The organism is Acinetobacter defluvii (assembly GCF_001704615.3).
Lineage (GTDB): Bacteria > Pseudomonadota > Gammaproteobacteria > Pseudomonadales > Moraxellaceae > Acinetobacter > Acinetobacter defluvii.
On record NZ_CP029397.2, the window covers coordinates 2,223,258 to 2,238,779 of the forward strand.

General features: G+C 35.5%; 12 protein-coding genes and 1 pseudogene. 7 read left to right on the plus strand and 6 right to left on the minus strand.

The annotated features are described in order from the left end of the window. Window positions 1-166 precede the first annotated feature (166 nt). Window positions 167-1,141: a hypothetical protein gene (locus DJ533_RS13020; RefSeq protein ID WP_065995347.1), complete on the plus strand. Its 975-nt coding sequence runs from the start codon at window positions 167-169 to the stop codon at window positions 1,139-1,141. A 12-nt stretch (window positions 1,142-1,153) separates the two neighbouring features. Beyond that, the gene (locus tag DJ533_RS13025) at window positions 1,154-2,029 is read left to right on the plus strand and encodes an arginase family protein (protein WP_065995348.1); all 876 of its coding nucleotides are present in this window, start codon (window positions 1,154-1,156) and stop codon (window positions 2,027-2,029) included. A 62-nt stretch (window positions 2,030-2,091) separates the two neighbouring features. Here the strand turns inward: DJ533_RS13025 and DJ533_RS13030 are convergent, their stop codons facing one another. From DJ533_RS13030 to DJ533_RS13040, 3 genes are all read right to left on the minus strand, one after another. Next, window positions 2,092-3,591: a cation:proton antiporter gene (locus tag DJ533_RS13030; protein ID WP_065995349.1), complete on the minus strand. Its 1,500-nt coding sequence runs from the start codon at window positions 3,589-3,591 to the stop codon at window positions 2,092-2,094. An 835-nt stretch (window positions 3,592-4,426) separates the two neighbouring features. After that, complete coding sequence (gene ypfJ, locus DJ533_RS13035; protein ID WP_065995350.1) at window positions 4,427-5,317, minus strand: KPN_02809 family neutral zinc metallopeptidase; 891 nt, start codon at window positions 5,315-5,317, stop codon at window positions 4,427-4,429. A gap of 54 nt (window positions 5,318-5,371) precedes the next feature. Then, window positions 5,372-6,298 (minus strand): DUF808 domain-containing protein, encoded by a 927-nt coding sequence (locus DJ533_RS13040; protein ID WP_065995351.1) that lies wholly within the window; start codon window positions 6,296-6,298, stop codon window positions 5,372-5,374. 211 nt (window positions 6,299-6,509) lie between these two features. Between DJ533_RS13040 and trpS the strand changes: the two genes are divergently transcribed. Further along, the gene (trpS, locus tag DJ533_RS13045) at window positions 6,510-7,523 is read left to right on the plus strand and encodes a tryptophan--tRNA ligase (RefSeq protein WP_065995352.1); all 1,014 of its coding nucleotides are present in this window, start codon (window positions 6,510-6,512) and stop codon (window positions 7,521-7,523) included. A gap of 228 nt (window positions 7,524-7,751) precedes the next feature. Here trpS and DJ533_RS13050 read toward each other — a convergent pair whose 3' ends face one another. Next, on the minus strand, window positions 7,752-7,991 hold the full coding sequence (locus DJ533_RS13050) for a hypothetical protein (protein ID WP_065995353.1): 240 nt from the start codon (window positions 7,989-7,991) through the stop codon (window positions 7,752-7,754). Window positions 7,992-8,168: 177 nt separating this feature from the next. Between DJ533_RS13050 and DJ533_RS13055 the strand changes: the two genes are divergently transcribed. Next, window positions 8,169-8,813, plus strand: a complete 645-nt coding sequence (locus DJ533_RS13055; RefSeq protein WP_065995354.1) for a YqiJ family protein — start codon at window positions 8,169-8,171, stop codon at window positions 8,811-8,813. A 32-nt stretch (window positions 8,814-8,845) separates the two neighbouring features. Next, complete coding sequence (locus tag DJ533_RS13060; RefSeq protein WP_407647696.1) at window positions 8,846-10,558, plus strand: flotillin domain-containing protein; 1,713 nt, start codon at window positions 8,846-8,848, stop codon at window positions 10,556-10,558. Window positions 10,559-10,670: 112 nt separating this feature from the next. Here DJ533_RS13060 and DJ533_RS13065 read toward each other — a convergent pair whose 3' ends face one another. After that, window positions 10,671-11,084, minus strand: coding sequence for a hypothetical protein (locus DJ533_RS13065; protein WP_065995356.1), 414 nt, complete (start codon window positions 11,082-11,084; stop codon window positions 10,671-10,673). A 257-nt stretch (window positions 11,085-11,341) separates the two neighbouring features. Here DJ533_RS13065 and DJ533_RS13070 point away from each other — a divergent pair, with 257 nt between their 5' ends. Beyond that, a complete protein-coding gene (locus DJ533_RS13070; protein ID WP_109849261.1) occupies window positions 11,342-12,355 on the plus strand; it encodes an ELM1/GtrOC1 family putative glycosyltransferase in 1,014 nt (337 codons plus the stop codon). A 90-nt stretch (window positions 12,356-12,445) separates the two neighbouring features. Continuing rightward, window positions 12,446-13,750, plus strand: a pseudogene (locus DJ533_RS13075) (IS4 family transposase). 49 nt (window positions 13,751-13,799) lie between these two features. Here the strand turns inward: DJ533_RS13075 and DJ533_RS13080 are convergent. Next, window positions 13,800-15,503, minus strand: coding sequence for a M61 family metallopeptidase (locus DJ533_RS13080; RefSeq protein WP_065995557.1), 1,704 nt, complete (start codon window positions 15,501-15,503; stop codon window positions 13,800-13,802). Window positions 15,504-15,522: the final 19 nt, after the last annotated feature.

Sequence of the window (15,522 nt, forward strand, 5' to 3'; positions counted from 1 at the left end):
ATTTTAAAAACTTTCCATTCTAAAAATGAATTATTTTATTATTGATTTATATACACAAAAATAAAGCACCTAATTTATGAAACTATTGTTAAAATATTAGAAATTTATTATCGTTGAATCGCTAAATAATTTAAAAAAGATAAAAAATCTTGATTGGGGAATATACATGAGCGATGTCATTTTAGAACACGAAGTTTTAAGATGTTTTAATGAACAATTACATCCTTTAGCTAAAAACTTAACTGAAATGTTAAATGAACATTTCAGTCATCAAACAGAACGTAGAGGTTGTGGTTATACTCAAGCCACTCGTGTCGTTGCTGAATTTATTAATTCAGAACAAGATGAAATTGATTTTAAAGACTTTAAAATATTTGATCAGTATGATACTAAGCCTTTAAAAATGATTTTGGCGAATGCCGTTGCACACGGTTTAGAACTTAAAACTTGGCGGAACTTAGACCAAAATCCAGAGGTTCAAAAGTTCTTAGCTGAGCATCCCAACAGTGAAGATAATTTTGTTAATGCTTTGGCGGAACAAGTTGCATTTCAAACCAAACTTCGTAATATCCATGAGCATGTTGAAAAAGAAGAAAGTAAAGTTCTGTGTCAGTTCTTAGAAGATATTATTTTGCGCAAAGAACCGCAGGATGTGAATAGTTTAGAACTTAAAAATCTCAGCGAAAAACCCAAAGTTGGCTCATGTCCAATGGCTGAAAACTTTTTCTTAAAAATTGCACATGGGCGTATGCTACGCCAAGGTAATATCAATATTTTTGTAGATCAAAATGATATGCCTATTTTGATGGAAAAAATCAAAATGGGAGATGACCATTCATGTATTAATCTTGTTCCTTTGATTATTAATGGTATTCGTATTCCTCTTGGTAGCTTATTTTCAGTATATTATGATGAAGAAAATATCGCTAAACGTCCAAATAAAAACTTTAAAGGTCATGTGATTTCGGTCAATGATGTGATTGGTTTTTGGTTTTTACGTTTAACCACTTTGGCAATTTCGCCAGCAAATAGAGCGCGTGCATTTAGTTCACACTTTAAACAGCAAATCGATAATGGTTTATTTAGCCCAGAAACCACTGAGCTAAAACAATTGATTGCTGTTGCTCAAGAGCAGATTTAATCGAGAGTCATTATGTTAAAAGCTTGCTATTCACCTCAATATTTTGCAAAAACGCATACGAATAGCATGGAAAAACTGACTGCGGTTGCGCAAGTGCTTGAAGCCAATGAAATGGTCGAACTGGTGGATCCTGAAAGTATTGACCCTAAAATTTTATATGGCATCCATGATCCTGAGTATGTACAAGCATTCGTCAAAGGCAAAAAACCGCTCGCTGTGATGCAGGGTTTTAAACAATGGAGTTTAGCCTTTCGTGAAGCTATATTTGCTGTACAGGCAGGGCAACTTTTAGCCACAGAAATTGCACTTCGAGAAGGTATTTCAGCAAATATCGCACAAGGTTTTCACCATGCTGTTTATGAACACGGCAATGCTTACTGTACTTTTAATGGTTTAGCCTTAATTGCACAGCAATATCCAAATAAAAAGGTCTTTGTGCTCGATTGTGACCAACATGGTGGAAATGGCACAGCAGAATATACCTTGAGATTTGAAAACTTATTCAATTTCAGTATCTATGCGTTGGCATTTGGCTGTGCAACCTATGAAAGAAGTATCACACGTCATATTCACAATAAAAAAGGCTCATTTGAGCAATATGCTGAAGCAGTTGTGGATGGTTTTGAACATGCTTTAGAATGGCAAGCGGATATCATCATTTATCAAGCAGGTATGGACTGTCATCAAAATGACCGTTGTGGCTCGAAATGGTTCAGTACTGAAATGCTTTATGAACGCGATTTAATGGTATTTAAATTGGCTAAAAAATATAATTTACCTATTATGTTTGTATTAGCAGGTGGTTACCAAAAGTTAGAAGATTTGGTTCCTTTACATGTAAATACCTTTAAAGCTGCCAATGCCGTGTATTTTCCAAAAGAAAATTAAATTATTTTTGCTTATTAAAAACCGAATATTTAAAACATTCGGTTTTTAATTTTCAGCACCGCTTAGAAATTGGTTGGATTTTCCAAACGTTTTACTTCTTGAGCTTTATCTGGACGATGCACAGATGCCACACCATCCTCTGATTTTTTATCGACTAAAACTTCAGGATTATAAATAGTAATAGTTTCATGCCCTTCCGCATCTTCGCCTACGATATATTTTACGCCTTTACGATTCATTTTATGACACATGCGCTGATACCATCCTTTGAAGCCTTCTTTGTCTTCATTAGGATTATAGTAAAATGCATTCATCACCGCTGGTAAGCCTAAACCACAGACAATTCCAGAAAGTAATACACTGATAAAAGTATAACCAATTAAAATACTGCTATATTCACGTAATTCAGGAATATTGGCGACTGCTAAAATCAATGCCAATGAGATCCCCCCACGCACCCCACCCCAAGATAATATCGCTAGGCTACCATTATAACTTTTGTGTCGAAATGATGGGAAAAATGCAAATGCTAAATAATTTGCAGCAAAACGGGATAAATGTAATGCAAAAAAAGCCAATATCCCACCTAAAATAAGACTGGTACTTAAATCTAAAATAAATAATTCTAGCCCAATCAATGTGAATAAGAATGAGTTAATAATTCCTTCCACAGTATGCCAAAAATGATTTACTTCTCGAATTTCACGGTCTTGTAAAATCTCTTTCCATTTATTCCCAACAATCAAACCACCGATGACACACGCAATCGGTGCAGAAGCATGCGCAAATAAAGCAATTAAATATGAACCACATGCCAGTAATGCTGTGGTTAAAATTAGAGATTCCATTTCATGTTTACCACGTAGTAAACGTAAAATAGTCAAACCAAATGCCCAACCAATAATCACAGCAACAATAATTTCGTACAGCAAAGTTTGTAAAGTTGCAACCAAACTAAAATGCTCACCCTCCAGTACATTAAGTAAAGTCATAAAAACAGCAATACACATTGCATCGTTAAATAATGACTCACCTTCAAGCTTCACCATCAAATGATGAGGCGCACGAACTGAACTCAGCACACCTTTAATCCCAATCGGGTCAGTTGCACCTAATGCCGAACCCAACAGTAATAACACTAAAATTGGTACTGGATTGCCAATAATGTATTGGAATCCAAACACAATACCTGCAAAAAAGACTGCACAAAGTAATAAAGCGATGGTCGCTAAAATACTAATGGGTTTCCAATATACTTTTAAGTCAGAAACTTTAAACTTTAAAGCGGATGAGGTTAAAATAAAACAAATCACACCATTCACTAAAAAGTCATAAAAATCAATATTCCTAACCGCTTCCTCAATATTGTGAATATTAATAGAAATAAATTGATTACCATTGAGTAAGCTTGCGCCCCATTGCAAAATAAAGACAAATATCGCAGAAACTAGAGGTACACCAATCGCTTGTGGAAAACCTAATATTCGCTTATTAAAAATGGTGGTTGCAATGGATAAAGCAAAAACAACTGTAAAGACTTGTAGAAAAAAATAATTACCCATGCGTATCCTTTATACGGTTTTTTAATCTATGTGAACAACCACTACCCAATCATTTTTTAAATGAATCAAGAAATAAAGATGATTTTAAAATCGATATAATCTTACAAAAAAATGCGTTACATCGCCCGAAAAAAATAATTTTTTTAACATAAATCTCAAGCTTATTGATATACGCGTTTAAAAAGATATCAAATAGTGCTTTGAATTCAGTATCAGCAACATTTCTATTATGTTGAAGCTTAAGACATTTTAAAATGGTATCCCGATATTTTTTAGCTATGTTGATTTTTCTGACTAGTGTGGTATTGATTGGGGCAACACGGCTAAAAACTTATTACACATTTACAGCCATACAAATACAGACTACTTACCTAGAAAGTGCTTGAGATAAAGAAATAAAAAGTTGCGCTTGATCAATAATAATCAAAAAACTGATCAAGAAACATTCATCACTAATCCAAATCAAGCTTATATTTTCATAATTTCAGATGAACACTGTATGACTAGTTTATGCACTGACTTAGATAATTAACATTATTATCATCAAGTTTAAAAGCTCGATTTAATCTATTACTAATCTATTACGGCAGTCATCATTATATTTAAAATATCAGTTATCAAAACACGTAGAGCTGAGAGAATAAAAACTATCATTTTAATCAGAAAAAATTTTTTGAGTTTTATATTCACATGTTAAAAAATTGAAATGTCATTTGATTTTATTATAATTTTTTTGTGTATTTACGACTTATGTATCTATTCAGATTTTAGGTAATTTTCAAAAATTTAAAAAATAAAGGAGAGCTTACTCTCCTTTCACTCTTGTTATGAAATTTTATTTAAAAGTTTCGCACTGATTAATATCACCTAATTTTAAGCCTGTTTGAAACCATTGCATACGTTGCTGACTAGTACCATGCGTGAAACTATCAGGAACTGCATAGCCTCGTGCTTTTTTCTGTAAATAATCGTCACCGATTTTTTCAGCCGCATCCATTGCTTCTTCTACATCACCTTGCTCAAGGAATTGAGTTTTTTGATGGGTTTTATTTGCCCAAACCCCTGCCAAACAATCCGCTTGAAGCTCTAAACGTACAGACAATTCATTGCCTTGAGCCTCGTTGGCACGCTGACGCGCTTGTTGTACCTGTCCAGAAATTCCTAAAAGATTTTGCACATGATGCCCTACTTCATGGGCTATGACATAAGCTTGTGCAAAATCCCCTGCTTCATCCTTTGCAGAAAGTTCAGATTGATTTTGCTCACCAGATATGCCCATTTGCTGGCGCATATCTCTAAAAAAAGAGGTATCAATATAAACTTTTTGATCTGCTGGACAATAAAATGGTCCCATCGCAGACTGTGCAGTACCACAACCTGAATTAATCGCACCACTAAACATAACCAATTTTGGTGGGACATATTGTGTCCCTTGTGCCTGAAAAATAGGTGTCCAAACATCTTCAGTATCTGCAAGCACAGTTCCAACAAAATCAGAGACTTCTTTTTGCTCAGGGGTTAAATTTTCAGGAGCAACAGCTTGTGATTGACCACCAGATGTCACTTGTTTGGTCGCTTGATAAGCTTGTTGTGGGTCAACACCAAAAAACTTCCATGCCACAAAAGCCACGATCAAACCCAGAATACTAATCCCACCTGCTTTTGCTCCACCACCGCCTCGACGGTCTTCTAGATTACTACTTACCCGACGTCCTTTCCAACGCATAGCTTTATCCTTATTCTTTATAAAGTTGTGTCTATTTTAATGAATTTTTTTCAATTAGGTAGAAGATGCTTGCCCACGTATTTTTTGGAAAACATGCACTCCCCCCAACACAATCGCACCTGCAACAATCCCAATTACTAAGTTAATTAAAGTTGGTGTTAAGGCTCCAATAATCGAACCGATGGTGGGAATATGCTCAACCTGTTCTACGGTTTCTTCTGTAAAATGATGTAAAGCTGAAATCCCATGCGAAATAATACCACCACCCACTAAAAACATGGCAATGGTACCCACAATTGATAAAGTTTTCATTAACATTGGCGCAAATGCCAACAACCCACGACCGATTGTTTTCTTAAGGTTTGAGGCTTGCTCAGTGAGATATAAACCTAAATCATCAATTTTAACAATCATCGCCACAAAGCCATATACGCCCACAGTCATTGCGATAGCAATCACTGAAAGCACCATCACTTTAGTCAGAAACGTTGCTGCAGCAACAGTCCCTAATGAAATCACCACAATTTCTGCTGATAAAATAAAATCTGTACGAATCGCACCTTTAATTTTATCTTTTTCAAATTTCTGTAAATCTGTTTCTATCGCATCCAATTCAGCATGTGCAGTTTGCTCAGTTTTAGCTTTTTTGTGCACCAGCGAATGAATCACCTTTTCAACACCTTCATAGCATAAAAACAATCCTCCGATCATTAATAAAGGTGTAATCAGCCACGGTGCAACCACACTGATCAATAATGCCAAAGGAACAAGAATTAACTTATTTACAAAAGAACCTTTAGCCACGCCCCAAACCACAGGAATTTCTCGCTCGGATCGAACCCCAGTCACTTGTTGTGCGTTTAATGCTAAATCATCACCCAATACCCCAGCCGTTTTTTTGGCTGCCATTTTACTCATGACTGCAACATCATCTAACACTGTGGCAATATCATCTAATAGTAATAACAAGCTACTTGCCATTTTTTATTATCCCAATCTATGTTTATTTGAGTAGTTTAATTAACTTTAAAAGAGCTTTATATAAGGAGTTGTATTTTTATTTATCATTTTTGAAATTTTTATATTTTGCAATCAAGCACATTTTTTCGCTGACATAAAAAAAAATTATGCCGTACAATATCCATATTCTGAGTAACAATTGATATCGACGCTTACGGCTGTGGAAGAAATAATGAGTAATCAAGACAATCGTCCTGTCATTTTAACGGGCGACCGTCCAACAGGACAACTTCACTTAGGTCATTTTGTGGGTTCACTTCGCTCACGTGTGGGTTTACAAGACTCTCACCATCAACATTTACTTTTAGCGGATGCACAAGCTTTAACGGATAATGCCGATAATTTTGAAAAAGTTCGCCGTAATATCATTGAAGTTGCTACTGATTATTTAGCAGTTGGGATCGATCCAACAAAAACAACGATTTGTGTTCAATCATGCTTACCTGCTTTGAATGAACTCACCATGTTGTATCTCAACTTCGTGACTGTTTCACGTTTAGAACGTAATCCAACTATTAAAGCTGAAATTCAATTACGTGGTTTTGAGCGTGATATTCCTGCAGGTTTCTTATGCTACCCTGTGGCGCAAGCTGCGGATATCACTGCATTTAAAGCAACAGTCGTGCCTGTAGGTGAAGATCAAATCCCAATGATCGAACAAACCAACGAAATCGTACGTCGTTTAAACCGCCAGATTGGTCAAGACATTTTACCAGAGTGTAAAGCGCTGTTATCTAACATGAGTCGCTTACCAGGTTTTGATGGTAAAGCGAAAATGTCTAAATCTTTAGGCAATACCATTGTGCTAGATGCAACTGATAAAGATATTAAGAAAGCAGTCAATGCCATGTACACTGACCCGAACCATCTGCGTATTGAAGATCCAGGTCAAGTAGAAGGTAATATTGTATTTACTTATTTAGATGCTTTTGATCCAAACAAAGAAGAAGTTGAAGAATTAAAAGCACATTATCGTCGTGGTGGTTTAGGTGACGGTACTGTGAAAAAACGTCTTGAAGGTGTGTTAAAAGAATTAATTACACCGATTCGTGAACGTCGTATGGAACTTGCCAAAGACCCTGATTACATCATGGATATTTTAAAAGCGGGTACAGATCAATGTCGTATCATTACTCAAGAAACCCTAGACGAGGTTAAAAATGGCTTAGGTGTTTTCCATTTTTAAGTTATAAATAACTTATTCAATAAAAAAGCCTTTCACTTGAAAGGCTTTTTTATATTAGGCTCTAGAAGAAACATAAACCTCTTAGTCTTAACGTTTGTTTACATGAATTAACGTGAAAACTAATGATCGATTTAATGAGCAGCATTATTATTTATTTCACGTTATGAGCAATCCCCAAAGTTCATAACATTTCTCCTTAACCGAATTTGTCTGTACAAATTCGTTGTTCTACGCAATGATCACCCCAATCATTGCGTATTTTTTTGAGTGTGAAATCATAGAATAGCGCTCTTTTCCTTTTAGTCCCAATGCACTTTTAAATAAGAAAAGAAAAATTGATGTTAAAGCTCTTTTTAGCATAAGACCCATACATTCCTTGTAATGGCTATTATTCATTTGTCTAATTCTTTTTATTTTATAATCTAGTTTTTGATCAATTACAAATTTTTCCGTTGAAATACCATTCATCGATAAAAAACAATAACCTTTTGATTTACAACTATTATTGCTAAAAAATTCTTGTCAACATTGAAATATCCATATAAACTGTGATTATTAATAGAATTAACTCATCATTTGGCATTTGCCAAATATTTAAAAACACCTCACAAAAAATAAATTGTGAACTGAAGAAGAGTGTACAAAATGTGGGAATTATTTACACATGCTTCAAACTTATTTTTTAGTGTTAGCTTATGCTTAATGCTGCTTTTGGGTATTTTTGAATGCTTACTTTTAGTATTGGGTGCTTCATCTCAAGGCTTTTTAGATCAATTTATTCCTGATGATATTGGCGACAGCAAAAGTTTAGGGATTGATCTCGAGACTGATCAAAGCTTATTTGTACAATTTTTAGATTGGCTCTATCTCGGGCGCATTCCTGTTCTAATCTGGTTGATTATCTTCTTAACTGTATATGCTTTGTTTGGTTTTGCCATGCAAGCTCTGTATTTCTCATTTACACAACAATACTTACCAATCTGGATTGCAGCACCTGCCAGTTTGTTTTTATGTATGCCCTTAGTGCGTATTGTTGCAGCCACCATTGCAAAAATTTTACCGAAAGATGAAACCACTGCCATTTATAGTGACGAATTGATTGGTCGAACTGCACTCATCATTTTAGGCGAAGCCAGACAAAACTATCCAGCGCAAGCCAAAGTCCTTGATCAGTTTGGTCAGACTCATTATATCTTGGTCGAACCTGAACTTAATATTACTTTTTCACAAGGACAAGAGGTTGTTTTAACCCAAAAAACAGTCAATGGCTTTCAAGCAATTCAACTTTAATTTTTAAATAACAAAGCAGAGATAATTACATCATGAGTTCTTCTTTAAACCAAATTATGATTATTGCTGGCATTATTTTAGCAGCGCTTATTATCATCGGTGTCATCATCGCCCGTCTTTATAAACGATCAAGTAAAGAAGTATCGTTTGTTCGAACTGGTTTTGGTGGTGAAAAAGTCATTTTAAATGGCGGGGCAATCGTGCTGCCAGTTCTGCATGAAGTCATTCCTGTCAATATGAATACGCTACGTTTAGAAGTAAAACGTGCTGCGGATCAAGCTTTAATTACTCGTGACCGTATGCGTGTAGATGTCATGGCTGAGTTCTATGTGCGTGTAAAACCCACCGCAGAATCCATTGCGACTGCTGCGCAAACATTGGGTAAAAAAACCATGTCACCACCAGAATTAAAGGATTTGGTTGAAGGCAAGTTTGTTGACTCATTGCGTGCAGTTGCTGCGGAAATGGCAATGGAAGAATTACATGAAAAGCGCGTTGATTTTGTACAAAAAGTTCAACAAGTCGTTTCTGAAGATCTGTTTAAAAATGGTTTAGAGCTCGAAACTGTATCACTGACTGGTTTAGACCAAACTAGCTTTAAATTTTTCAACCCACAAAATGCGTTTGATGCGGAAGGATTAACCAAACTCACGGAAACCATTGAAGATCGTCGTAAAAAACGTAATGACATTGAGCAAGATGCAGACTTAGCCATCAAAGCTAAAAACCTTGAAACCCAACAAGCACAATTGCAAATTCTACGTGAAGAGGAATATGCAAAAATGCAACAAGAACGTGAAATATCTATCCGCAAAGCTGAACAATTGGCAGAAATTGCATCACAAGAAGCATCGAAAAAACGTGAGGCGGAAGAAGCGCGCATTGCTGCGGAACGTGAAGTTGAATTAAAACGCATTGCTTCTGCACGTGATGTAGAAAATGAAAATATTGTTAAAGCACAATTGATTCAAAAAGCACAAGTTGAGCAAAAGAAAACCATTGAACTGGCTGAGCAAGATCGTGCGATTGCGATTGCTGAAAAATCTCGTGCTGAGTCCGAAGCAAAAGCTTTAGCTGACCAAGCACGTGCACAAGCAGTAAAAGCAGAAGAAGAAGTATTAACAGTTCGTGAAACACAACGTGCTGAACGTGTTAAAGCCGTTGAGTTGGTTGCAGCAAAACAGGTGGCTGAAACTGATGCAATTGCAATCACAGTTGCTGCTGAAGCATCGAAAAAAGCAGCTGTAGATGAAGCTGAGGCTGTTCGTATCGGCGCTGAAGCTGAGGCTGAAAAAGTACGCTTAAAAGCCAAAGGTGAAGCCGATGCAAAAATCTTGCTCGCACAAGCACAAGAGAAACAATATCACGTAGATGCAGAAGGTACGCGTGCTGTCAACGAAGCTAATAATATTTTGTCTACTGAACAAGTAGAAATGCAAATCCGCTTGGCATTATTAAAGTATTTACCAGAGATTATTCGTGAAAGCGTTAAACCTATGGAAAATATTGATGATATTAAAATTTTGCAAGTAAATGGCTTAGGGGGTGTTAGTGGTTCTACTACATCCGCTGAGGCTGGTACTGATCAAGGTCAAGTCGCTTTATCTGATCAAGTGGTAAATAGTGCCTTACGCTATCGTACGCAAGCACCTTTGATCGATAGTTTAATGAATGAGTTGGGGATTCAAGGTGGCGACATCAATGGTTTAACCCAAACTTTAAAAGCCAAAACTGAAGCAAAATAATTTTTGATATTTAACTTTATAGATATCATAGATATAAAAACTGCTGATTTTTAATCTATTCAATGATCAAATTTCAGCAGTCTTTATTTAAATCTACCATGTCACATAAAAACTACTGACACTTACCAATAATTTTACCTTCGATACTGCTCATATTGGATTGTAATTTAATGTTTGAGCAATATAAATTTCCTGAAATCATTGCCTTGTTTAAACTAATTTGTGTTGAACCTGATGCTGCATTCACATCACCTTCCACACTTGAATTAACTAACTTTAATGATTTCGCAGTATCTGCCTGTATTGCACCTGAAACCGAAGAGTTATTTAAAACTAAATTCGCATTTTTTTGTACATTGATTGAGCCATCCACTGCTGCCATATTTAATGTACAAGTTGCTCCTGTCGGTACAATAAGTTGACCCAATGCGGTATTGGTGATCGTTTTATTACATACTGCTGCCAAGCTAAGACTAGAACAAGTTAACAACATCGAAAACATGAGACCAGAAATTATTTTTTGCATTATATTCTCCAACATTAAAACTATTAGAGGTATTATTCATTATAATTTTGATGTCAACGTGACAGTCACACGATAATGTTGTTATTTATTGTGATCTTAATATTCACATAATTATTCAGCTTAAATTAAGATTAATTCAATACACCTATAAGACTTGTCTTTGTCAAAAACTTTTAATATAAGTTTCAGTATCATTTAATAAAACACAGTTAGCCTAATATCAACCCAATACAGAATTAGGTTCAATTGTGAATGCAATGATTTCAAATAAAACTGTTATCGTGATCCATGATGGTCGAAAAGGTCATTTAAATCCATCACTTGCTGTGGCTGAAATTGTTCAGGAAAAATACGCATTAGACTTGTATGCTTTTCAACTCCCCACAATACTGAATAAAAAATGGGTCAGTTTATTGAAAAAATTCTCTAACTTCCCAGTCCTTTATAACATGTTGGGGCAACTATTTTTTAAAATTGAGCCTACTAATATCAAACACGCTGAAATGCTTATTTGCTCAGGCATGCCAAATTTAATCTATGCAGCATATTTGGCTAAAAAATACCAACTACCACTTTTATATGTAGGAAATCTAAGAAAATTTAATGAAAAATTGATTGATTTTAGCATTACTGCTTTACCACAAAATGTAAATTGTAAACAAATTATTTTACCCACCCCACCCGTTTCTGCACATTTTACAACACAACATACTCTCCAAAAACAGCATAATGCAGTTTTACTTTTAGGGGGCTCAACTACAGAATACCCTTTTTCAAAGCAAGATTTTGCTAACATAATTCAGGAGTTTATCCATTTTGTTGATACACATCAGTTGAAAGGTAGTGTAATTTGTTCACGTAGAACACCGAATTTAGACACTCAAAGTTTAGATTTATTGCGTAGAAAACAAATAGAATATATAGATCCACATCAAAAAATTACAATGTCTGAAAAATTAACACAGTATAAATATATTTTTGTGACTGAGGACAGTATCACCATGCTATCTGAAGCAATACATACTGGGGCAGTCGTTACTTCAATTTGCCTGAATGAAGCTAAACCAAATGAATTAATCGAAAAATATCTAAATTATCAATATATTCAAAGAAAATCCATTGCACATTTGGGGCAGATTATCGAACACTATAGTCCCATCAAAAGAACAGACATGCTCATACCTTTGGTACAACAGTTAGACAGACTTTATGATCAAGGACATTTCAATACATCAACCCACTCTCGTAAAAAGAACAAAGTCTATGCCTAAAAAAAGCACTCAGATGAGTAATGCCAGTCAGTTAAGCAAAAAAAGTTAAAATGCTGTAAAAAGAGTGTATGTAAATACGCTCTTTTTTTTATGAAATTATCTCAAAATTTAGATATAACATTACAACAAACCTTGCCTTCACTTTCTCAATTTAGTGAGTTAATCGATTTAAACTGGATTGAAGATTGCTTAAACCAAACAGGTAAAGCATCCATTTGAAAAAGAAAACTTCCTGCTGAACATGTTGTTTGGTTAGTCATTGGACTTGCTCTATTTCGAAACCAACCAATTTGGTATGTAGTTCAGCAATTACAACTTGTTTTCGGTACAACAGAATACTGTGTACCTAGTGCATCAGTACAGGCAAGACAGCGCTTAGGTTTAGAACCTATGAGTGCTTTATTTTCAACATTAAGTCAGGCATGGCTTAAAGACTCACAACAACAATATAATAACTTTCATGGTCTCTGCGTTTGTGCTGTAGATGGCGTGGTTTGGTCTATGCCTCATACCGAAGAAAACTTTAAGCACTTTGGCTCTTCTAAAGGGAAAACAGCAGTTGTTCCTTATCCACAAGTTAGAGCAACTTGTCTTGTGAATACCAATACACATGAAATGATCGATGCCCAAATTGGCGGTATGGATCAAGGTGAATTAACCTTAGCTAGTCAATTAAAAGCACCTGCTCATAGTATTACCTTATTTGATCGTGCTTACTTCTCTGCTGATTTTTTAGTGAGTTGGCAATCTCATGCAGAAGAAAGTCATTGGTTGATGCGTGCAAAAGATAACCTTCGTTATGAAGTTATTCACAATAATGCCGCCCATGACTTTCAGATAAAAATGCCTGTTTCACCAAGAGCAAAAAAGATCAATCCAGCATTAGGTGATTATTGGGAAGCCCGTTTGATTGAAGTTGAATATGCAGGAAAAACGAGGCGTTACATTACATCATTGACAGATTCTAAAGCGTATCCATTCAAAGACCTTGCGATGCTTTATATGCAGCGTTGGGAAATAGAAATGTGTTATCGAGAAATTAAAAGTGATTTACAGGATTCAAAGGTTTTAAGAAGTAAGCAACCTGATTTGGTGTATCAAGAATTGTGGGGTGTATTTATAGCTTATAATATTTTGAGACGACAGATGAAATTTATCGCCCAACATGCAAATGTCAGTCCTTTAAGGATCAGTTTCCATATTGCATCCATAGGTATTATCAATATCTTAAGACATACGCCTTTAGAGTCAGCAGGAAACTTACCTAAACATTTAGCACAATTATTTGAACAATCAAAAATATTTGTATTACCTGAAAAAAGGCAGAGAGAATGTTCACGAGTCGTGAAAATTAAAGCACAAAAATATCCAAGAAAATGCCAGTCAATTTCTTAACTGACTGGCATTACTCAGATGAGTGCTTTTTTCTTTTAAATTACCTAAATCAAATATCTAACCACTTTGCGACTTTGTTTTGATCAACAACTCTGAGTTCAACTGTGTTGAGTTCAACTTCATCACCTTGTAACTCAAACTGTAAAAGCTCATCACGACGGAAAGCATATACGCTGAAGCTTGCAGATTGTTTTGCATATTTCGCTAATAATTTTTCAGATGCTTTTAAACCATTAATCGCAACGATCACATCATGGGCAGATAACCCTGCTTTTGCTGCTGTTCCATCACGTCGTGCTTGTTGGATCAAAATACCTTCTGGCTTCTCTGAAACTTTTAAACCAAATGGTAATGACTTTTCATTTTTAACTTCAAAATCAATACCAAACTCAGGAAGTAATTGATCAAGTGGCAATTCTTCTGTGGTATTGATTAGGTGGTTAATTTGCTCGATCCATTTCACACCTGTTAACTCTTCACATAAGCTGAAAATGGTGCTTTCATTGACTTGAATGTTATTTTGCGTATTTTCATATAGTTTGCGCATCAAAGCATCAAGACTTGAGCCTTTCATACGCAAACCTAAATCTAAACATAATGCGACCAAGCAACCTTTATTATAGTAGCTTGTGCCTGCATTATTGGAATTTTCATCTTGGCGATAAAATTTAATCCACGCATCAAAACTCGACTCAACGACTGTTTGAATAAAGCGTCCTGGATTTTGTAAATAGCGATCAATTTGTGCTTTGAGTAATTTCAAATAAGATTCTTGAGAAATCACACCACTACGATACAAAATCAGATCATCGTAATATGAGGTGAATCCTTCAAAAATCCACAATAAAGATGTCAAGCTTTCTTTATTAAGATCATAAGTTGCTAAATTTTCAGGACGAATAAATTTAACCAACCAAGAGTGAAAATACTCATGGCTACATAACCCCAGAAAACGCTGGTAATCCGCAGAGGGTTCATTTGGTTCATCGGCTTTAGGCAAGTCATCCCGTGGAATAATTAAGCTGGTGCTGTTTGGATGTTCTAACCCACCATAGCTATTGCCTGTTGCCATGGTCATAAAAGTATAATGTTCAAAAGGTGCTGAACCAAACATAGCTATTTCGGTAGCGCAAATTTTTTCAATATCTTGCTGCATACGTTCAGCATTCATGGCATGTTGCCCTGACACCACAAATTCATGTGGAATACCTTGTGCCTCAAAACTGAAACGTGTTTGTTCAGCAAGCTCAAATGGACTATCAATCAATTCTGCATAATTTTGTGCGGTTAAGGTATAACGACCTTTCACTAAACTTTTTGATTTTAAACCTGTTGCTAATTGAAAATGTTTTAACTCCGAAGGTAAAAATAATTCAACCTCAATTGGACTATGTTCTTGCCCCTCCAATCCCAAACAAATACATGCAGGATTTGCATATAAACGTGTTTGATCGACATATGCCCCACGCACAGATAAATCATAAGCATAAACGTCATATTCAACAGTAATTAGCTCATGATCGGTGTTGAATAAACGCCATTTATTCTTATCAAATTTGCTAATTTTTAATTCACGTCCTGCTTCATCATAGGCTTTTACAGCTTCCACGTGTTTGGCAAATTCACGAATTAAATAACTGCCCGGAATCCAGGTCGGTAAGGATAATACTTGGGTTGGATTCGCTAAAAAACGCAAAGTAACATGCACGAGATGCTGACGATAATCGTCAAATTCAATTTGATAATGCAACATAAGCCGTATTCAAAAAATA

What these genes read in the sequence shown, in the direction of transcription:
- DJ533_RS13020 (WP_065995347.1), top strand. Translation starts at nt 167, where the DNA reads ATGAGCGATGTCATTTTAGAACACGAAGTTTTAAGATGTTTTAATGAA.
- DJ533_RS13025 (WP_065995348.1), top strand. Translation starts at nt 1,154, where the DNA reads ATGTTAAAAGCTTGCTATTCACCTCAATATTTTGCAAAAACGCATACG.
- DJ533_RS13030 (WP_065995349.1), bottom strand. Translation starts at nt 3,591, where the DNA reads ATGGGTAATTATTTTTTTCTACAAGTCTTTACAGTTGTTTTTGCTTTA.
- ypfJ (WP_065995350.1), bottom strand. Translation starts at nt 5,317, where the DNA reads ATGCGTTGGAAAGGACGTCGGGTAAGTAGTAATCTAGAAGACCGTCGA.
- DJ533_RS13040 (WP_065995351.1), bottom strand. Translation starts at nt 6,298, where the DNA reads ATGGCAAGTAGCTTGTTATTACTATTAGATGATATTGCCACAGTGTTA.
- trpS (WP_065995352.1), top strand. Translation starts at nt 6,510, where the DNA reads ATGAGTAATCAAGACAATCGTCCTGTCATTTTAACGGGCGACCGTCCA.
- DJ533_RS13050 (WP_065995353.1), bottom strand. Translation starts at nt 7,991, where the DNA reads ATGAATGGTATTTCAACGGAAAAATTTGTAATTGATCAAAAACTAGAT.
- DJ533_RS13055 (WP_065995354.1), top strand. Translation starts at nt 8,169, where the DNA reads ATGTGGGAATTATTTACACATGCTTCAAACTTATTTTTTAGTGTTAGC.
- DJ533_RS13060 (WP_407647696.1), top strand. Translation starts at nt 8,846, where the DNA reads ATGAGTTCTTCTTTAAACCAAATTATGATTATTGCTGGCATTATTTTA.
- DJ533_RS13065 (WP_065995356.1), bottom strand. Translation starts at nt 11,084, where the DNA reads ATGCAAAAAATAATTTCTGGTCTCATGTTTTCGATGTTGTTAACTTGT.
- DJ533_RS13070 (WP_109849261.1), top strand. Translation starts at nt 11,342, where the DNA reads ATGATTTCAAATAAAACTGTTATCGTGATCCATGATGGTCGAAAAGGT.
- DJ533_RS13080 (WP_065995557.1), bottom strand. Translation starts at nt 15,503, where the DNA reads ATGTTGCATTATCAAATTGAATTTGACGATTATCGTCAGCATCTCGTG.